The sequence below is a fragment of the Janibacter alkaliphilus genome, assembly GCF_013408565.1.
GTDB lineage: Bacteria > Actinomycetota > Actinomycetes > Actinomycetales > Dermatophilaceae > Janibacter > Janibacter alkaliphilus.
The window spans coordinates 1,292,144-1,310,275 of the sequence record NZ_JACBZX010000001.1 but is presented as its reverse complement, the minus strand read 5'-3'; the positions used below and the strand labels follow the sequence as shown (position 1 = coordinate 1,310,275).

General features: G+C 74.6%; 17 protein-coding genes. 7 read left to right on the top strand and 10 right to left on the bottom strand.

Annotated elements, in window-relative coordinates:
- Window positions 1-90: 90 nt before the first annotated feature.
- Together BJY28_RS06390 and BJY28_RS06385 are read right to left on the bottom strand one after the other, a co-directional pair.
- A complete protein-coding gene (locus BJY28_RS06390) occupies window positions 91-327 on the bottom strand; it encodes a hypothetical protein (protein ID WP_179462263.1) in 237 nt (78 codons plus the stop codon).
- Window positions 328-437: 110 nt separating this feature from the next.
- Window positions 438-1,310, bottom strand: coding sequence for a sigma-70 family RNA polymerase sigma factor (locus BJY28_RS06385; protein WP_179462262.1), 873 nt, complete (start codon window positions 1,308-1,310; stop codon window positions 438-440).
- Window positions 1,311-1,672: 362 nt separating this feature from the next.
- On the opposite strand from BJY28_RS06385, the gene BJY28_RS06380 reads away from it, so the two are divergent.
- The 5 genes from BJY28_RS06380 to BJY28_RS06360 are packed head-to-tail and all read left to right on the top strand — an operon-like array spanning window position 1,673 to window position 7,883.
- Complete coding sequence (locus BJY28_RS06380) at window positions 1,673-4,276, top strand: circularly permuted type 2 ATP-grasp protein (RefSeq protein ID WP_179462261.1); 2,604 nt, start codon at window positions 1,673-1,675, stop codon at window positions 4,274-4,276.
- Window positions 4,273-5,412, top strand: a complete 1,140-nt coding sequence (locus BJY28_RS06375) for a transglutaminase family protein (RefSeq protein ID WP_343036992.1) — start codon at window positions 4,273-4,275, stop codon at window positions 5,410-5,412. Before BJY28_RS06380 ends, BJY28_RS06375 begins: the two co-directional genes overlap by 4 nt.
- Window positions 5,409-6,224 (top strand): patatin-like phospholipase family protein, encoded by an 816-nt coding sequence (locus BJY28_RS06370; protein ID WP_179462260.1) that lies wholly within the window; start codon window positions 5,409-5,411, stop codon window positions 6,222-6,224. Before BJY28_RS06375 ends, BJY28_RS06370 begins: the two co-directional genes overlap by 4 nt.
- Before the next feature lie 8 nt (window positions 6,225-6,232).
- Entirely contained in the window at window positions 6,233-7,237 is a 1,005-nt protein-coding gene (locus tag BJY28_RS06365) for a 1-acyl-sn-glycerol-3-phosphate acyltransferase (RefSeq protein WP_179462259.1), read from the top strand.
- A 40-nt stretch (window positions 7,238-7,277) separates the two neighbouring features.
- A complete protein-coding gene (locus BJY28_RS06360; protein ID WP_179462258.1) occupies window positions 7,278-7,883 on the top strand; it encodes a TetR/AcrR family transcriptional regulator in 606 nt (201 codons plus the stop codon).
- A 29-nt stretch (window positions 7,884-7,912) separates the two neighbouring features.
- Here BJY28_RS06360 and BJY28_RS06355 read toward each other — a convergent pair whose 3' ends face one another.
- The 5 genes from BJY28_RS06355 to BJY28_RS06335 form a co-directional block, all read right to left on the bottom strand.
- Window positions 7,913-8,401, bottom strand: a complete 489-nt coding sequence (locus BJY28_RS06355; protein WP_179462257.1) for a hypothetical protein — start codon at window positions 8,399-8,401, stop codon at window positions 7,913-7,915.
- Between the two features lie 64 nt (window positions 8,402-8,465).
- Window positions 8,466-9,053 carry a hypothetical protein gene (locus BJY28_RS06350; RefSeq protein ID WP_179462256.1) on the bottom strand — a complete coding sequence of 196 codons (588 nt, stop codon included), beginning with the start codon at window positions 9,051-9,053 and terminating at the stop codon, window positions 8,466-8,468.
- Window positions 9,053-9,979: a prephenate dehydratase gene (gene pheA / locus BJY28_RS06345; protein ID WP_179462255.1), complete on the bottom strand. Its 927-nt coding sequence runs from the start codon at window positions 9,977-9,979 to the stop codon at window positions 9,053-9,055. The genes BJY28_RS06350 and pheA overlap by 1 nt, the downstream gene beginning before the upstream one ends.
- 145 nt (window positions 9,980-10,124) lie before the next feature.
- Complete coding sequence (locus tag BJY28_RS06340) at window positions 10,125-10,532, bottom strand: DUF4446 family protein (protein WP_179462254.1); 408 nt, start codon at window positions 10,530-10,532, stop codon at window positions 10,125-10,127.
- Window positions 10,529-11,824, bottom strand: a complete 1,296-nt coding sequence (locus BJY28_RS06335) for a glycosyltransferase 87 family protein (RefSeq protein ID WP_246313358.1) — start codon at window positions 11,822-11,824, stop codon at window positions 10,529-10,531. Before BJY28_RS06335 ends, BJY28_RS06340 begins: the two co-directional genes overlap by 4 nt.
- Window positions 11,825-12,173: 349 nt before the next feature.
- On the opposite strand from BJY28_RS06335, the gene BJY28_RS06330 reads away from it, so the two are divergent.
- Complete coding sequence (locus tag BJY28_RS06330; protein ID WP_179462252.1) at window positions 12,174-14,414, top strand: hypothetical protein; 2,241 nt, start codon at window positions 12,174-12,176, stop codon at window positions 14,412-14,414.
- On the opposite strand, the gene BJY28_RS06325 is transcribed toward BJY28_RS06330, so the two are convergent.
- Genes BJY28_RS06325 through BJY28_RS06315 form a run of 3 tightly spaced genes read right to left on the bottom strand, consistent with a single transcriptional unit; the run spans window position 14,323 to window position 17,434 of the window.
- The gene (locus tag BJY28_RS06325) at window positions 14,323-15,846 is read right to left on the bottom strand and encodes an MptA/MptB family glycosyltransferase (protein WP_179462251.1); all 1,524 of its coding nucleotides are present in this window, start codon (window positions 15,844-15,846) and stop codon (window positions 14,323-14,325) included. The two genes, BJY28_RS06330 and BJY28_RS06325, sit on opposite strands and share 92 nt — an antisense overlap.
- Window positions 15,843-16,541 carry a glycosyltransferase gene (locus BJY28_RS06320; RefSeq protein WP_179462250.1) on the bottom strand — a complete coding sequence of 233 codons (699 nt, stop codon included), beginning with the start codon at window positions 16,539-16,541 and terminating at the stop codon, window positions 15,843-15,845. Before BJY28_RS06320 ends, BJY28_RS06325 begins: the two co-directional genes overlap by 4 nt.
- A gap of 2 nt (window positions 16,542-16,543) precedes the next feature.
- Window positions 16,544-17,434, bottom strand: a complete 891-nt coding sequence (locus BJY28_RS06315; protein WP_179462249.1) for a DUF5926 family protein — start codon at window positions 17,432-17,434, stop codon at window positions 16,544-16,546.
- Between the two features lie 96 nt (window positions 17,435-17,530).
- Here BJY28_RS06315 and BJY28_RS06310 point away from each other — a divergent pair, with 96 nt between their 5' ends.
- Window positions 17,531-18,013 carry an ATP-binding protein gene (locus BJY28_RS06310; protein WP_179462248.1) on the top strand — a complete coding sequence of 161 codons (483 nt, stop codon included), beginning with the start codon at window positions 17,531-17,533 and terminating at the stop codon, window positions 18,011-18,013.
- Window positions 18,014-18,132: the final 119 nt, after the last annotated feature.

The window sequence follows — 18,132 nt, the reverse complement described above, 5'->3', positions numbered from 1 at the left end:
CCCCCTGAACCCGCAACCCCCTAGGCAGCTGCAGGTGCTCACCCTGCACGGTGAGCACCTGCAACCAACGTGAGCGTCTGGGCGAGCGGGTCAGTCCTCCGGGAGATCGGCGAAGGCCTGCGTCATGTCGCGGTACCAGCCGAGGGAGCGCTTCGGGTGCCGCCACCGCCCCTTCATCTCGTCGCGGGCCGGCTGGTGGGTCTCGTCGCCCGCCTTCTCGGCGTCCTTGAGGGGCTGGTCCTGCGCCTTGATGACGTCGTCAGCGGTCTCGCCCTGGTGACCGAGGTCGCAGGGGCCGCCGAGCTGTCGGCAGGTCATCGTCTTCATGGGTGCTCCTTCATCGGTGGTGGTTCGTGCTGGGTGGTGGTTCGTGATGGGTGGGTCGTGATGGTGACGGACCAGGGGGCGAAGGTGTGACCGCTCGCTCGTCCCGGATGTCACCGGGTCTGCGGACCGTCGCGGCGGACGACGTCGGCGAGCACGTCCGGTGCTGCGCGGAAGGCGATCTGCGCGACCTGGCCGTCGACGACCGTGAAGTCGAAGGCGACCTGCGCCTCGCCGCGGAGGTACCAGGCGGCACCCGGACGACCGTCGACGAGCGCCGAGAACGCCGACTGCGCGGCCCCGTCGAAGAAGGTCGCTACCTCGTCACGCCCGTCGATCCGCCGCGGCGTGCCGGCGAGGACGGCCGCCTCGTCGCCGACGATGACGGCGTCCGGTGCGAGCAGACCGACGAGACGGGTGAAGTCGCCACCACGGGCCGCGGCGAGGAAGGCGTCGACGACCTCCCAGTCCGCGAGCGCGTCCTCGCTCGCCGGCTGGGTCACCTTCGCGCGGGCCCGGGAGGCGAGCTTGCGTGCGGCCGCGAGGCTGGTCCCGAGCACGGCGGCGATCGTCGGGAAGTCGAAGCCGAAGCTGTCGTGGAGGACGAAGGCGACCCGCTCGCTCGGGGTGAGCCGGTCCAGGACGACCTGAAGGGCGATGCCGACGGTGTCCGCGAGGACCACGTCCTCGGCCGGGTCGGGTGCCGTCTCGGCCGGCTCGAGATCGGCCTCGGGCACCGAGTGGCGGGCCCGCAGCCGGTCGAGGCAGAGGCGCGAGGTCACCGTCGTCAGCCAGGCCGGCAGGTTGTCGATCGCCGTGGTGGTTCCGTGCAGCCGCAGCCAGGCCTGCTGCACCGCGTCCTCGGCCTCACCCGGGTCACCGAGGATCCGCGTCGCGAGGCCGGTGAGCCGTGCTCGCTCCACCTCGAACTCCTCCGCTCGCCGCTGCGCCGCCTCGTGCTCCGTCCTCCGGTCCGCCTCGCTCATGTCGTCCCTCTCGTCGTCCGCCGTCGGTGCGCTCGTGGTCCAGCGAACCGCGCTGTCCACATGGTGACGGGCGACGAGGTCAAGGTGTGACCGGCGGCAGGTGATCTGCCCGGGCAGTTGCGTACCCCTTCGTGAATTGCCCGGGCAGTTGCGCACTCCCCAGGTGATTTGCCCGGGCAGTTGCGCACTCCCCACGTGATTTGCCCGGGCAGCTGCGCTCCCCACGTGATTTGCCCGGGCAGCTGCGCACCCCTTCGTGATCTGCCCGGGCAGTTGCGTACCCCTTCGTGAATTGCCCGGGCAGTTGCGGAGGGACGGGACGGATGTGTCTGGTGTCCGGGCCGCCGACTAGGGTCGGACCCATGAGTGCCGCGCCCGCCGAGGTGCCCGGAGACGACCCGCTCGAGCAGTACCGCGAGCGGGTCCTCGACCGTGACCAGGGGGTCGACGAGCTGGTCACCGTGGACGGCGTCCGCGAGGAAAGCGCGCCCGTGGCCCGTCGGATCACCGAGCTCGGCATGGCCGGGCTGCGCACCCGCAAGGCCGAGGCCGCCCGCTTCGTCGACGACGAGGGCATCGCCTTCGGCCCCGGCACCCCGGTCGACGACGAGACCGAGAGCGCCGAAGGGCGCACCGTCCCCCTCGAGGCCCGCACCTGGGACCTCGACCCGGTGCCGCTGGTCATCGGCAGCCGCGACTGGGCCGCCCTCGACGAGGGCCTGCGCCAGCGCGCCGTGCTGCTCGACACGCTGCTGACCGACCTCACCGGCGAGCAGCGCCTGATCCGCGAAGGGATGATCCCCGGCGGCGTCGTCTACGGCCACGGCGGCTGGCTGCCCCAGGCCGAGGGGATCCGGCTGCGCGGCCCGCGCCAGCTCGTGCTGCCGGCCACCGACCTGGCCCGGGACAAGTCCGGCAGCTGGTGCGTCTTCGCCGACCGCGCCCAGGCCCCCAGCGGCGCCGGCTACGCGATGGCCAACCGACGGATCGTCGCCCGGGTCATGCCGCAGCTGCACCGCAGCACCGACCTCTCCCGGCTGCGCGGCTGGTTCACCAGCGTGCAGCGCGCGCTCGCCGCCGTCGCCCCGCAGACCGACGAGCCGCCGCGCGCGGTCATCCTCTCCCCCGGCACGCTCAGCGAGACCGCCTTCGACCAGGCCTTCCAGTCCACCCTGCTCGGGCTGCCGCTGGTCGAGTCCGAGGACCTCACCAGCCGCGACGGCCGCATCTGGATGCGCACCACCAGCGGCCTGGCCCCGGTCGACGTCATCGTCCGCCGGGTGGACGCCGAGCACGTCGACCAGCTCGAGCTCAACAGCAGCTCCCGGCTCGGGCTGCCCGGCCTCGTCGAGTCCGCCCGGCTGGGCCGCACCGCGATCGTCAACCCGCTGACCTCCGGCATCCTGGAGAACCCGGCGCTCATCCCCTACCTGCCCGCGCTGAGCCGGCACATCCTCGGCGAGGACCTGCTGCTGCACTCCCCGCACACCTGGTGGGCCGGTGAGCCGACGCACCTCAGCCACATCGTCACCCACCTCTCCAGCCTCGTGCTCAAGCCGATCTCGCGGGAGTCCGGGCCGCGCAGCGTCTTCGGCTGGGACCTCGACGCCGCCGAGCGGGACGAGCTGGCGCTGCGGATCCAGGCCGAGCCGTGGCGCTGGTGCGCCCAGGACCCGCTGGCCATGTCCACCGCGCCGGTGATCACCGAGGACGGGCTCGACCCGCGCAACGTCGTGCTGCGCACCTTCGCCGTCGCCGACGACGAGGACTACGTCGTCATGCCGGGCGCGCTGGGCCGGGTCTCGGTCAGCCCGGACTCCTCCGCAGTGACCAGCCTGACCGGCGCCCCGAGCAAGGACGTCTGGGTGGTCGCCGGCGAGGAGACCCGGGAGCGCCGCGACCGCGAGTCCGGGGTCGCCCTGCTGCCGGCGAGCCCGGGCGGCACCGCCGGCTTCACCGCCCCGGCCCCGCGCGTCGCCAGCGACCTCTACTGGATGGGCCGCTACGCCGAGCGCGCCGAGGCCGCCTCCCGGCTGCTGCGGGTCGGCGACAACCTCGTCGACGACCACGCCGGCCACCCCGGCACGACCGGGCACACCGCGATGGTCGCCGTGCTGCAGGCGCTGACCGAGGTGATGGCGGTGCATCCCGGCTTCACCGGGGCGGACGCCGCCGAGCGGCTGCAGCACCCGCTGCCGCACCTGCGCGAGCTCACCCTGGACCCGCGCGTCGTCGGCTCGGTCGCCTACAGCGCCCATCGCGCGGTGCTGGCCGCGCAGGCGGTGCGCGACCAGCTCTCGCTGGACACCTGGCTGGTGCTCTCCCGGCTGGAGCGCTCGCTGCAGCACGCCGCGGACGAGGACGACCTGCACGAGCTGCTCATGGAGGTCATCGAGGCGCTGCTCGCGCTGGCCGGCATCGGCGTCGAGTCGCTCATCCGTGACCCGGCGTGGGCCTTCACCGACGCCGGCAAGCGGATGGAGCGCGCCCAGCAGACGGTGCGGCTGCTGCGGCACACCCTGGCGGTGGAGCGCTCCCCGCTCGTCGAGGGCGCGACCACCGAGGCCGCGCTGGTGGCCACCGAGTCGGTCATCACCTACCGCCGTCGCCTCTCCAGCGGGATCGGCCGGCTGACCCCGGCGCAGGCCGCCGTCGAGCTGCTGCTGTCCGACCCGGCCAACCCGCGCTCGGTGCGCTTCCAGGTCGACCGCCTCACCGAGGACCTGGCCTGCATCGGCGGCGACGTCGCCGCGCACCGCACCGACCAGATCGTCCGTCGGATCACCGGCCTGGACCTGGACGCGCTCTTCGAGGGCGACCGCGAACGCCTGCGGGTCGCCCTCTCCGATCTCGACGACGAGCTGCGCACCACCCACCAGCTCGTCGCCGCCGAGCACTTCGTACGCAAGGGCACCCAGCGCAGCGTGCGCTGGTCGCAGTGGACCGAAGGGGGTGAGGGCTGGTGAGCCAGCCGCACGAGCGCCCCGCCGACACGACGATCACGGAGACCACGAGCACGGAGACCACGAGCGAGGAGACCACGAGCGAGGAGCAGCCGGTCAGCGAGCTGCACGACAACGATCCGTCGAGCGACCCGGGCACCGCGGCGGACACCCTGCCCACGGTCGGCCGCACCGACACCCCGGAGCGCCGTCCCGCCCCGGACCGCAGCGGCCCGCCGCCGGAGGTGCACCCGGAGCACCACACCCGGCGCCGCTACGAGGTGCGCCACCGCACCACCTACACCTACGAGGAGTACGTCACCGAGTCCTTCGGCCGGGCCCTGCTCGCACCCCGCGAGACGGTCCACCAGCAGGTGCTCGAGCACCGCGTGGAGATCACCCCGGAGCCGCACATCCTCTCCGAGCACGTCGACCACTTCGGCAACCGCAGCAGCTTCTACCAGGTCCGCACGCCGCACACCGTGCTCGACGTGCACAAGGTCTCCACCCTCGAGATCGAGTGGCCCGCACCGGATGTCGCCCACCTGGACGGCTGGACGGTGGAGCAGGCGGCCGCCGCGATCGCGGCCGGCGAGGGCATCGACCGGGCCGAGGCGGCGCAGTACCTGCTGCCCAGCCAGCTCGTCGACATCGCCCCGGACGTCATCGCCTACGCCAACGGGATCCTGCCGCCGGACCGACCGCTCGGCCAGGGCCTGGTCGCGCTCTACGCCGACATCTTCCGCGACTTCACCTACGCCAAGGGCACCACCAGCGTGAAGACGACCCTGCCGGAGCTGCTGGCCCAGCGCGAAGGGGTGTGCCAGGACTTCGCCCACCTCGCCGCCGGGTGCCTGCGCGCGGTCGGCCTGCCCGGCCGGTACGTCTCGGGCTACATCGAGACCCAGCCACCGCCCGGCCAGGTGAAGCTGGCCGGCTCGGACGCCTCGCACGCCTGGGTCTCGGCGATGGTCCCGGACGGCAGCTGGGTCGACCTCGACCCGACGAACAACCACTTCGCCGACTCCCGCTACGTCGTCACCGGGTGGGGCCGGGACTTCCGTGACGTCAGCCCGCTGAAGGGGGTCATCTTCACCGAGGGCAAGGGCAGCAGCCTGGACGTCGGGGTGGACGTCATCCGGCTGGACGAGCCGACGTGAGCACCGCCTTCGTCCTCGGCGGTGGCGGCGTCCTCGGCGCCACCCAGGTCGGCATGCTGCAGGGCCTGCTCGAGGAGGGGATCGTCCCGGACCTCGTCGTCGGCACGAGCATCGGCGCGATCAACGGGGCCTTCGTCGCCCAGGACCCCACGCCCGGGGCGATGGACGGGCTGGCCGAGCTGTGGGCCGACGTCGTGCGCAGCGGCGGCCTCATGGAGTCCCCCGTGCGCCAGGCGGCGCGGCTGGCCAAGAGCCGCACCCACGTCCTGTCCCCCGGCACCCTGCCGCGGCTGGTCGCCCGGCACCTGCAGGTCGACCGGATCGAGGACCTGTCGGTGCCCTTCCAGTGCGTCGCCGCGCACATCGAGACCTCCGCCTCGCACTGGTTCACCGAGGGGCCGATCGCCCCGGCGGTCGCCGCCAGCTGCGCGGTGCCCGGTCTCTTCGCGCCGGTGGAGATCGACGGTGCGCACTACCTCGACGGCGGGCTGGTCCACTCGATCCCGGTGGGCCGGGCGATGTCCCTGGGGGCGAGCCGGATCTACGTGCTCCAGGTGGGCCGGGTGGAGCAGCCGCTGACCCCGCCGACGAAGCCGTCCGAGGTCGGTCTGGTCGCCTTCGAGATCGCTCGCCGGCACCGCTTCGTCGAGGAGATCGCCACGGTGCCGGACGAGGTCGAGCTGCACGTGCTGCCCAGCGGCGCCGAGGAGTCGCCGGCGATGATGACGCTCGGCTACGGCCGAGGCAGCCGGATCACCCGGCGGATCGAGCAGGGCCGGGAGGCCACCCGCGACTACCTCGCCGGCCGCTGAGGCGACCCGTGAGCATCCCCCCGCCCCCGCGACCGGTGCGCTGGCTGCTCGCGGCCGGCTACCCCTTCATCGGGGCGGTGGTCACGGCGCTGGCCCTGGTGGTGGTGCCGCTCGGGGTGCTGCTGTGGCCGATCGACCGGCGGCTGCGGGTGGCCCGGGTGATGATGCTGCTGCTCATCGCCATGTGGGAGGACATCGGCATCGTCGTCGGCTGCTGGTGGCTGTGGCTGCGCGCCCTCGTGCGCGGCCGGGAGCACTGGGTCGAGGACCACGAGGCGCTGATCCTCGCGGCGCTGGACCATGCCATGACCGCGGCCGGCCGGCTGATCGGCTTCCACGTCGAGCTCGACCACGAGCTGGACTGGGGCGACGAGGGCGAGCCGCTCGTCGTGCTCTCCCGGCACGCGGGCCCGGCCGACTCGCTGGCCCTGGCCTGGCTGCTCACCGGGCGCGCCCGTCGGGTGCCGCGAATCGTCCTCGCCGACGCCCTGCTCTGGGACCCGGGGACCGCGCTGGTGCTGGAGCGCCTCTCCTCCTACTTCGTCCCCTCGGCCTCCGGCGCCGGCGACGACCGCAGCCGCGGGGTGGCCGAGCTGGCCGCCTCGCTCGGGCCGCGGGACGCGATGCTCATCTTCCCCGAGGGCCGGAACTGGACGATCCACCGGCAGCAGGACCTCGTCACCCGGCTGCGGGCGAAGGGGGAGACCGAGCGGGCCGCCGAGGCCGAGCGCTGGCGGCACGTGCTGCCGCCGAGGCCGAAGGGGGTGGTGACGATCCTGACCACCCAGCCGCGGTGCGACGTCATGGTGGTCGCGCACACCGGGCTGGAGGTCTTCTCCTCGCCGCGCGAGGTGTGGCGGGCGATCCCCTTCCGCTCCCGGCTGCTGGTCAGCGCACGCACCTACCAGCGGCAGGACATCCCGCACGACCCGGCCGGCATCGAGCACTGGCTCGACGAGCGCTGGGACGGCGTCAACGCCTGGGTCGACAGCCACCGGGCGGGGGACTACTGATGGCCCGCACCGCCAGGCACGCACGGACGGGAGCACGCTGATGGCCGGCCGACCCCGCGGACCCCGCCCCGGCGGCGGGCAGACCCGGGAGAGCATCCTCGCCTCGGCGCGGCGGCTCTTCGGCGAGCACGGCTACCCGGGGACGACCACCCGGATGATCGCCGAGGACGCCGGGGTGGACGCCCGGCTGATCAGCCACTACTTCGGCAGCAAGGGCGACCTCTTCGTCTCGGCCGTGGAGCTCCCCTTCGACCCGGTGCCGACCTTCACGGCGATCGCGGCCGAAGGGGTGGACGGGGTCGGTGAGCGGATCGCCCGCTTCGTCGTCGCCATGCTCGACACCACCGAGGGGCGGCAGACGATGAGCGGGCTGCTGCGGGCGGCGGCCTCGGAGGAGCGGGCCGCGGAGATGGTGCGCGACCTGCTGACCACGCGGATCATCCTGCCGGTCGCGCAGGAGCTGGGCAGCGACCAGGCGCCGCTGCGGGCCGCGCTCATGGGTAGCCAGCTCGGCGGGATCGTCGTCGCCCGGCACATCATCGGCGTGCGGCCGCTCGTCGAGGCGCCCTCGGAGACGCTCGTCGCCATGCTCGGGCCGACGCTCCAGCACTACCTCACCAGCCCGATCCCTCCGGTCGAGGACTGACCCGCGCGGCGGTCCGGCAGGGGGTCTGCCTAGGTGTCGGTGGGCACTGGGTGCTGGCAGAAGCGACATAGCTTCGCCGTGGTGGCGATCCGCTCGCCGCACGTGGGGCACGGGTACCGCTCGACGTCATCGTGAACCACGGCGGCATCGACACGGGGAGACCCCTTCGGGCTCTCCCCTGCCAGTGGTTCCGCGGTTGCCACGTCCCGGTCCGTGTTTCGGTAAGCCCCGAAGAGGAGCAGTGACGCAACCAGTGCCAATCCACCGCCGATGGCCGCCGTACGCGCCACGGTGCGCTCCGAGGAACCGTCGTCGAGGCTCGGCTGCGGCTGGCCACTGAGCTCGATGTCGAGAGCATCTGCGTAGCCGTACGTCGAGTTCTCGAGCGCCCGTTGCTCCGCCCGTGCATCGGCCTCGCTTGCCATGTTGAAGGCGAGGACGGAGATCAGGATCAGGACCACACCGAGCACCGCCGATGCGATGACAGCAACTGGTGGTTTCTGCGACGACTTGTCCACGGATCCCTCAACTCTCACATAGGTGTTGAGCGGATTGTGCAGCCACCGACATGCAAGTGATCCTTCAACTACTTGTGATCCTCCTCACCACCAGCACCAGGCCGGCCAGCCCGGCGAGCACGAGGACGCCGGTGCTGATCTGCAGGGCGTGCACCGTGGGGGCGCCGAGCGCGGCGTCCGGCACCCACCAGCCGCGGACCACCGGCTCGAGGATGGCGCCGAGCGGGACGACCATCCTGGCGACCAGACCGAGCACGTCGGTGCGTCGGGCGAGCGCCCCGACGGTGCCCAGCGGCACCCCGAGCACGGCCGCGACGACGAACCAGGGCACGTTGTCGCGGAAGGACTCCCACGGCATGAGCCCGGTCAGGCCGCCGAGGCCGTAGTGCGCGGCCAGGCTGAGCACGCCTGCGGCCGGACCGGCGACGAGCGCGGCCCGCAGCGGCGGGGCGACCAGCCAGCCGGCGAGCACCATGAGGCCGCCCCAGACGATGCCGGCATTGGCGAGCACGCTGAGGGTGAGCCGCACGGTGAGCAGCCCGTCGGCGCGCCCTTCGAGCTGGGCCGTGGTGGTGATGTTGCTCAGCAGCGAGAGCACCGCGAGGGCGAGCGCGGCCAGCGCCACCCTCCCCCAGGCCCTGGGCGAGCCCATCAGCCGCCGGTGACGCGCAGCCGGTCCAGCCAGTCCCGCGCCTCGGCGAAGGCGTCGTCGGAGGTGAGCGGGTCGATGCTCACCTCGCGCCCGTTGGCCGCCGGGTAGGAGCCGACGAAGCGGACCTCGGCGCACACCCGGCGCAGCCCCATGAGCGCCTCGCCGACCCGCTCGTCGGCGACGTGCCCCTCGAGGTCGATGGAGAAGCAGTAGGAGCCCATCGACTCCCGGGTCGGGCGCGAGTCGAGCCGGGTCATGTTGATGCCGCGGGTGGACAGCTGCTCGAGCAGCTCGACGAGCCCGCCTGCCCGGTCCGAGCGCTGGAAGAGCACCACGGTCGTCTTGTCGCGGCCGGTGGGTCGGGGCAGCCACTCCGGCCGGGAGACGACGACGAAGCGGGTCACCGCCTGGGCCATGTCGCCGATGTCCTCGGCGAGCACGCTCAGCCCGTGGTTCTGCGCGGCGACGGGGGCGCACACGGCCGCCTCGTAGCCGCCGCTGCCGGCGGCGACGTCCGCCGCGGCCGCCGCGGTGGACAGGGCGGGCACGTACCCGGCGTCGGGCAGGTGCTGCTGCGCCCAGCCGCGGACCTGCGCCCAGGCGTGGCTGTGCGTGCCGACCGCCCGGATGTCGGCCAGCGTGGTGCCCGCCCGGGCGGCGAGGACGAAGGTGATCGGCACGAGCACCTCACCGGTGACGATCAGCGGGTCGCCGCTGGCCAGGGCGTCGAGGGTGGCGCTGACGCCCCCTTCGACGGAGTTCTCGATCGGCACGACGGCGGCGTCGATCTGCCGCTCCCGCAGCGCCGCCAGGGCCCCGTCCACCGAGCCGAAGGGGGTCTGCTCCTGGCCCTGGGCCGGGCGCCAGGCGTGCAGCGCCATCTGGGTGAAGGTGCCCTCGGGGCCGAGGTAGGCGTAGCGGGTCAACGTCGTCTCCTTGCCGGTGGTCGGGCACAGGCTATCCGCGCGCCCCGAGGTCTCGCGCGAGTGAGCTCATCTGGTCGCCTCGGGCCCCCGGGACCCGACCGGATGCGCTCACTCGCGGTCGGCGGCCGGTCGGTGGCGGGTGCCCTCAGGCGTCCGTGCGCCCGGTCCGCGCCGCGGCGAGCGCCTGGTGCTCCTCGGGGGTGAGGGTGGCGTCGGCGTCGCCGCCGACCACCGCCTTCGCATAGGTCCGCGACTCGCCGCGACCGTGGATGCTGCTCATCACCAGCCCGTCGCCGGAGTCGTCGACCAGCGCCGCGCTGAAGGAGAGCCGCCCGCCCATGTCGCCGAAGGCGTCGTAGCGCACCACGGCGACATGGCGCAGCGCCTGGGCGAGGTCGCCGCGCAGCTGCTCCAGGTCCCCCTCGCCGACCGGGGCCCGACGTTCCAGCGCCCGCACCCGGGTGGACAGGGCGACCCCTCGCCGCCAGGTGGCCAGCAGACCGAGCAGGGCGAGCACGAGGCCGACGGCGAGCAGGACGACAGCGGCGGTCACGGCGCCCCCACCCGGTGGGGCCGCCGCGGGCCGGGCGGTCGCTGCCGCTCCTGGCTCGTGCTGGCCTCCATGTCGCTCACCCTAGACGCCCCGGCGGCGGCCAGCTCCCGGTCCGTGCGACGCACCGCCCAGGCCAGCAGCGCCAGGACGACGACGCTGCCGATGACGTTGCCCTCGATGAGCACGTCGCCGAACCAGGCCGGGTCGTAGCCCTGGCGGTTCCACAGCACCCCCCAGAAGGGCATCGTGCACAGGAACCAGCCGATGACCACCGCGCCGGCGAGGTCGCGGCGCAGGTCGCGGCCGGCGGCGACACCGAGGATCGCCGGGACGATGACCATGATCCAGTGCAGGTGGTGCACCCAGCTGACCGGCGAGAGCAGGAAGCCGGCCAGCCCGATCGCGGCCACCTCGGCCAGCCAGTCGCCCTGCCGCCAGGCCCGGTGGGCCACCCAGAAGACCGCGGCCCCGGCGAGCAGCAGCCACGGCGCCCAGGCCAGGGTCAGCTCGGTGCCCTCGAGGCCGCGACGCAGCAGCAGCCCGCGGAAGGCCTGGTTGGCCGAGCCGTCGTTGGGTCCCAGCCGGGTCGGGTCGGAGAGCGCCCCGCCCCAGAAGGTGAACGACGCCGGGGGCAGCACCATCCAGGCGCCGACCGAGACGAAGACGGCGGTGCCGATCGCGGTGAAGGCCTCGCGCCAGCGGCGGCACAGCAGGTAGTGGATGACGAAGACGCCCGGCGTCAGCTTGATCGCCATCGCCAGCCCGACGAGGACCCCCGGCGGGATCGCCTGCAGCCACCGGTGCCGCGGCCGGCGCAGGTCGAGCAGGCAGGCGAGCACGAGGAAGGCGTTGACCTGGGCGAAGCGGATCCCGTCGCCGACCGGCTGGGTCCACAGGAAGACCCCGACGACCAGCCCGACGAGCACCGGCGCCCACACCCCGACCCGGTGCCGCAGCCGGTACCAGGCGAACCAGGCGATGCCGACGTTGGCGACCAGCTGGGCGATGGTCCAGCCCCAGGCGGCCACCTCGAAGGGGACGAAGGCCAGCGGCACTGCGAGGAGCGCCGCCACCGGCGGGTAGGTGAAGGGCAGCAGCTGCGGCGGCTGGGTCATCTGGCTGTAGATCGGCCGACCCTGCAGCACCGAGATCCCGGCCTCGCGGTAGACCTGCACGTCGACCTGCCACTGGTCCTGCGGGAAGAAGACGAGGAACTTCGCCACCGGCCCCGCGCCAAGGACGACGAGGACGAGGAGGCCGAGGATCCAGTGCCTCGTCGTGGGTCGCCGCATGCGGACCATTGTGGATCAGCGACCCCCGTCCCCCGCTCAGGCCCGCCCGGGCCCGCCCTTCGTCCGTGCGCCCAGGCCCCGCCCTTCCCCTGTGTGCCCGCACCCTTCACCTGGCCCCTTGCACGAAACTGCTGCTGGCTGCATCTACGTGAGCCAGCACCAGATCGAGGTGATGCTGGCTGACGAAACTGCTGCCAGCAGCAGTTTCGTCGTCAAGGGGACCGGCGGGGCGAAGGGGGCGAAGGAGCGCGGCGCGGGGAGAGGCGCGGCGCACGGCCGGGAGGGGAAAGGGTGGGCAGGTGCGCGGCGCAGGGAAGGGAGGGGCGGGGGCGACCTCTACGGTTGGCGCATGCGCAGCACCGCAGCACGGACCGGGCGGGCCCTGCTCGTGCTGCTCGTCACCGGGCTGCTCGTCGCGGCCGGCAGCCCGGCCTCGGCGTCCCTGGCCGAGCCGCCGCGGGACGTCGTCGTCATCGGAGTGCCCGGGATGTCCTGGTCGGACGTCACCCGGGAGACGACCCCGGCGATCTGGGACCTCGCCGACGACGGTGCGGTGGCCAACCTCAACGTGCGCTCCACCTACTTCACCTCCTGCCCGGTCGACGGCTGGCTCGGGCTCTCCGCCGGTGACCGGGCCGCCGAGCCGCGGGACGTCAGCGACCGCGAGCTGCGCGCCGACCCGCGGGCGCTGCCGGACTGCGGGCCGCTGCCGACGTTGCCGGGACCGGGCAGCGACGCGCTGACGGCGGTCGAGGTGAGTGAGGCCGACGCGGCCGCCTGGCGGGGGACCCGCGAGGAGATCGCCGCGAACGGCTTCGACGCCCGGATCGGGCGGCTCGGCCAGCAGGTCGCCGACACCGGCGCCTGCGTGCACATCGGCGGCGCCGGCAGCTACCTCGGGGCCCGCACCGAGGACGGCCTGCTGCCCGAGCTCGGACCGATGAGCGGCCAGGATGGGGGCTGCCCGGTCAGCCTGCTCGGCGCCGACCCGATCACCCGCCCGGAGCCGGGGCCCGAGCGGCTGGCGCAGGTCACCGCCGCCGACCGGCTGGTCTCCGACACCGTCGACGGGCTGCCCGAGGACACGCTGGTCCTCGTCGCCGGCCTGTCCGACGACGGCGGCACCCCCGGGCTGCGGGTGCTCGTCGCATCCGGCGGCGGCATCGAGCCCGGCTGGCTGGCCTCGGACTCGACCAGCCGCACCGGGATGGCCCAGGTCGCCGACCTCACCTACACGGCGCTGCAGACGTCGGGCCTCGGCGCACCCGAGGGCACCGCCGGGCGCGCCCTGACCGTGCAGCCGGACGACGCCCCGCTCCGCGAGCGCCAGCAGCGGCTCGTCGACGACGACGCCCAGCTCGTCGTCGGGGACGAGGTGCTGCCCACCTTCTTCCGGACCTTCGGGATCGCGCTGGCGGTGCTCGTGCTCTCCCTGGCGCTCGGCTGGCGCCGGGCCGGCGAGCGCGGGCGGGCGATCCTCGCCCCGGTGAGCGGCGTCGTCGGGCTGGGCGCGATGGCGCTGCCGGCGGCCACCTTCCTCGCGACGGTGGTGCCCTGGTGGCGGGCCGGCAGCCCGGGGTGGGCGCTGACCGGGGTCGTCGTCGGCATAATCGCCGCGCTGCTCGCGCTCACCGCGGCGCTCGTCCTGGGGCTGGGCAGGCTCGTGCCCGGTGCCGGTGGCGCCCGCGGACGGGCGCTGGCCGCGGTCGGGTCCCTCGCCGCGGTCACCGCCGGGATCCTCGCCCTCGACCTGCTGCTCAACGAGGGGCGGATGACCATGCTCGGGGTGCTCGGGCTGCACCCGCTCGACGGCGGGCGCTTCCACGGCTTCGGCAACGTCCCCTTCGCCCTCTTCGCCACCTCGGCGCTGCTGGCGATCACCGCCCTGGCCGACCCGCTGCTGCGCACCGGACGGCGACGCGCGGTGGTCGCCGTGGTCGCGGTCCTCGGGCTGCTCACCGTCGTCGTCGACGCCGCCCCCTGGCTGGGCGCGGACGGCGGCGGGGCGCTGGCGCTGACCCCGGCCGTGGGCTACCTCGTGCTGGCCGTGGCACAGGTGCGGCTGACCTGGCGGACCGCGCTCGGGCTCGTCGTCGTGACGGGGTTCGCCTTCCTCGGCATGGCCTGGCTGGACTGGCTCCGGCCGGAGGCGCAGCGCACCCATCTGGGGCGCTTCTTCCAGAGCCTGCTCGACGGGGAGGCGCTGGGCATCGTGCTGCGCAAGCTGGAGACGAACGTCGACATCCTGCTCGGGCCGGAGCGCACCGCGCTGCTGGTCCCGGTCGGGCTGGTCCTGATCATCCTCGTGCTCGCCCGCCCGGACAGCCGCCCGGCGCGGCCGGTGCGCCCGCTGCTCGCGCTCTACCCGGCGCTGCGCCCGGGACTGATCGCGATCGTCGTCGCGCTGACCGCCGGCTTCCTGCTCAACGACTCCGGCACGGCGATCCCGGCGGTGGCGGCGCTCATCCTCGTGCCCGGCCTGCTCGCGCTGGCGATGCTCAGCCGCCCGGCGTGGTCGCGGACCGAGACGACGGCCCGGCCGGCGCCGTCGGCCGGCGCGACGACCGGGTCCGACGCCACAGCACGATGACCACCCCCCAGACAGCGACCGTGGCCAGCGGGGAGGCGACGAAGCGGAAGCCGAGCGTCACCGTCTCGACGTCGGCGGGCAGCCGCACCCTGCCCGGCACGTAGGCGAGCGCCAGCACCGTGCCGCGCAGCAGGAGCGCGAGCAGGAGGAGCCGCAGGCCCCGGTGGTGGGCCAGCGGGGCAGCCTCCCCCCTGGCCGCTGCGACGAGCAGACCCAGCGCCAGGGTCAGGGAGGCCCACTGCATGAGCTCGTACCAGGGCAGCACGTAGGCGGCGACCAGGCTGTAGGCGGTGGTGAGCACGAGCAGCGCCCGCACCGCCGGCCACCGCTCCAGCGCCGCGGTGACCGGCCACAGCGCCAGGGCCAGCGCGAGGCAGGCGGCGGCGCTGACCCAGATCGTCAGGTTGCGCGCGGCGAGCTCGGGCAGCCCGAGGTCGAGCACGGTGTAGACCGCCCGCCACGGGGTGGCGTAGGAGACCCCGCCACCGGAGCCGACCACCTGGGAGACGGCCTCGCGCCCGGCGAGCAGGTGCAGCGGCACCAGGACCGCGAGGGTGCCCGCCGCGAGCAGCAGGGTGGGGCGTGCTGCCCGGCGCAGCCGCTCGGGGAGCGGGCGCGCTCCCTCCATCACCCAGCCGACGACGAGGGCCAGCCCGACGACCCCGGCGGTGATCTTGGTGCTCGCGGCGACGCCGGTGAGCAGCCCGGCCAGCAGCGGGCGCCGGGCCAGACCGGCGGCGAGCGCGGCCACCATCGCAGCGAGGGCGAGGGTGTCCAGGTGCGCGCCGAGCACCCCGGCGCCGAGGACGAGCACGTTGGTCGTCCACCACCGGTCGACCACCGGCCGTGGGCTGCCGAGGCGCACCAGCAGGGCCCGCACGCCGAGCCAGGCCGCGACGACGAACGCCTGCCACACCCAGACGACCTGGCGCATCGACTCCCCGCCGAGCAGCCCGGCCAGGCCCATGAGCCAGGTCCCGACCGGCCCGTAGACGCTCGGGGTGTCCCGCCACGGTGGCTGCACCAGCCAGGTCACCGGGTCCTCGCCGCCGCGGAAGTCCTCGGGCGCGACCACCCAGGGGTTGCCGCCCTGCGCGAGGATCCGGCCGTACCCGGCGTAGTTCGTGTGGTCCGCGGTGCCGAAGGGGGCCGTCAGCAGGACGAGCGCGGCCAGCCCGGCCAGGTGCCACCAGCGCAGCCGCAGCGGGGTCGGGCGGCGCAGGTGCACCACGAGCGAGGCGCCGCCGAGCAGGTAGGCGCTGGCCTGCAGCACCACCACCAGCCACGGCGCGAGGGTCCAGGGCAGCGCGGGCGGCGCCCACCCGGGGTCGCCGAGCGGCGGCAGGGCCACCGACTCCCCGGAGACGCCGACGAGCAGGAGCAGCCCGATCGCCGCGACGAGCAGGCCGCCGGAGAGCCGCCCCGGGCTCACCGCTCCCGCCGGGCGCGCAGGGCCAGCGCGACGTCGCGCAGCTGCCGGGCCCGGTGCAGCTGGCCGCGCCAGTCGGTGCCGGTGCGGCGGTGGCTGATGCTCACCGGCACCTCGACCACCCGCAGGCCGGCCCGGAGCACGTCGACGAGCATCGCCGCCTCGACCCCCCACCCGGGGGCGAAGGGGGTCGCCGCCGCGACCGCCGACGGGTCCAGGCAGCGCATGCCGTTCAGCGGCTGGGTGATCTGGGCGCCGGTGAGGGCGGCGATCCGGGTCTGCGCGTACCGGACCACCCGGCCGCCGCCCTGCGAGGACCGGCCGGGTGGCAGGTTGGCCACGCTGAGGTCGGCCCGGCCGTCGCGCACCGGCTCCAGCAGCGGACCGAGCGCGCTCGCCGACCCCTCCAGGTCGGCGTCGGCGAAGAGCAGCAGGTGGGCCGGTCCGCCCTTCCGGGTCTCCTCCTCGCGCACCCGGAGCAGGCCGGTGGTCAGGGCGGCCGCCTTGCCGCGGTTGCGGTGGTGGCGCACCACGAGCGCCCCGGCGGCCGCGGCGGCGAGGTGGGTGCCGTCGGTGGAGCCGTCGTCGACGACGACGACGAGGTCGACCGGCGCGAGCGAGCGCAGCGCGGCCACGGTGGCCGCGACCCGGGCGGCCTCGTCCTTGGCCGGCACGACGGCGGCGACCGGGGCGGACATGGTCAGCGCAGGGTGACCTGACGCGAGACCAGCCCGGAGCGGGCCCGGCGCTCGTCGGCGGTCAGCGGCTCGGCGCTGGCCGCGGCCGTGGCGTAGCGGGCGGCGAAGGCGGCCAGCGCCTCCTCGCTGTCGGCGGGGTCGGCGTCGGCCGGGACCTCCCACACCGGGACGAGCAGGCCGCCGGCGCGGAAGGCGCCGAGCAGCGGCCGCTCGTCGTCCAGCGCGCTCTCGCCGGCCGCGGCCAGCCGGGCCATGGCGTCGGTGGCCCGGTCCTCCTGCTCGGCGAGGACGTGCCGGATGTAGGTGCGCTCGCCGATCCGGCACCAGTAGCTCGAGGTGGCCGCGGCGAGGGCGACCGTGGGCACGACGGTCTCGTTGGCCCGCTGCAGCGAGTCGGCGGCCTCGCCGTCGACGTCCTGGCCCTCGACCCAGAAGTCGAAGCCCTCGTGCACCGTGACCTGCAGCGGGGTGGTGGTCTCCAGCAGGTCCTGCAGGCGCGGGGTCTCGGCCGTGGGGCGCGGCACCTGGGTGACCGGGCCACCGGGCTCGGTGGCCAGCGCCGTGAGCAGCGCTCCGGCCAGGTCGCGGCTGGCGTCGCCGCTGGAGGAGCCGGACTGGCTGGCGATGAGCACGCTGCCGTCGTCGCGGTGCAGGGCCGGCCAGGCCATCGGCAGCACGGTGGCCAGGGTGACGCTCGTCGGGGCATGGACCCCGTCGGGCAGCGCGCCCGGGCGCAGGGTCAGCGGGGCGGTCGCGGCCGGCAGGATCTCGTGCGCGGCCACCCAGTCGGTCTCGCCCGGCAGGCCCTCGAAGGGGCGGGCGACGTACGGGACCGGCCGGGCCTTGCGGGTCGCGCCGTCAGCGGACTTCTTGCGTCGTGATGCCTTGCCCATGGCCGCAGCGTAGGCGACGCCCGCGGCGCGCCGAGCCAGCGACCGGCGGATAGGGTCGGGAGCCTGGCCCACGACCAGCGACGAGGAGGTCCTGCAGTGCCTGCGAACGGCAACGACCCGGCCGGCGGCCCGCCCGCGCGCGACGCCTTCGGCGGCGAGGTGGGGCGTGGTCACGCCCGCACCATCCGCGCACCCTGGCAGGCGGACAGCGTGCCGCTGGTGCGCGAGGCGGTGGCCAGCGACCTGGCCGCCCGCGGGGTCAGCGAGCAGGTGGTCGGCGAGGCCGAGCTGGTCGTCACCGAGCTCGTGACGAACTCGCTGCGGCACGCCCGCCCGCTGCCCGACCACACCGTGCGCATCCACTGGAAGGCGCGCAACGACAACGTCGAGGTCGAGGTCAGCGACGCCGGCGGGGACACCGTCCCGGCCCCGGCCGCGCGGGCGGTCTGGGCCACCTCCGGGCGCGGCCTGCGGATCGTGCGCAGCCTGGCCCACGAGTGGGGCGTCACCCAGGACGAGAAGCAGGTCAACGTCTGGGCCGCCCTCGGCGGCCCCTCCCGCCGCCGCGTCACCACCTGACCCCCTTCGCCCCTCCCCTGTCGTCCCACCCGCCACCCCTTTATCGGGTAACCCGATAAAGCGTCGCTTGCGGGGGAAGGCTTGTCGGGTGAACGAGAGGTTCTCTGCAGCCGCCGGGG

Coding starts and splice junctions, on each gene's coding strand:
- BJY28_RS06335 (WP_246313358.1), bottom strand. CDS start 11,824: ATGCGGCGACCCACGACGAGGCACTGGATCCTCGGCCTCCTCGTCCTC.
- BJY28_RS06330 (WP_179462252.1), top strand. CDS start 12,174: ATGCGCAGCACCGCAGCACGGACCGGGCGGGCCCTGCTCGTGCTGCTC.
- BJY28_RS06320 (WP_179462250.1), bottom strand. CDS start 16,541: ATGTCCGCCCCGGTCGCCGCCGTCGTGCCGGCCAAGGACGAGGCCGCC.
- BJY28_RS06315 (WP_179462249.1), bottom strand. CDS start 17,434: ATGGGCAAGGCATCACGACGCAAGAAGTCCGCTGACGGCGCGACCCGC.
- BJY28_RS06380 (WP_179462261.1), top strand. CDS start 1,673: ATGAGTGCCGCGCCCGCCGAGGTGCCCGGAGACGACCCGCTCGAGCAG.
- BJY28_RS06385 (WP_179462262.1), bottom strand. CDS start 1,310: ATGAGCGAGGCGGACCGGAGGACGGAGCACGAGGCGGCGCAGCGGCGA.
- BJY28_RS06350 (WP_179462256.1), bottom strand. CDS start 9,053: ATGGGCTCGCCCAGGGCCTGGGGGAGGGTGGCGCTGGCCGCGCTCGCC.
- BJY28_RS06360 (WP_179462258.1), top strand. CDS start 7,278: ATGGCCGGCCGACCCCGCGGACCCCGCCCCGGCGGCGGGCAGACCCGG.
- BJY28_RS06390 (WP_179462263.1), bottom strand. CDS start 327: ATGAAGACGATGACCTGCCGACAGCTCGGCGGCCCCTGCGACCTCGGT.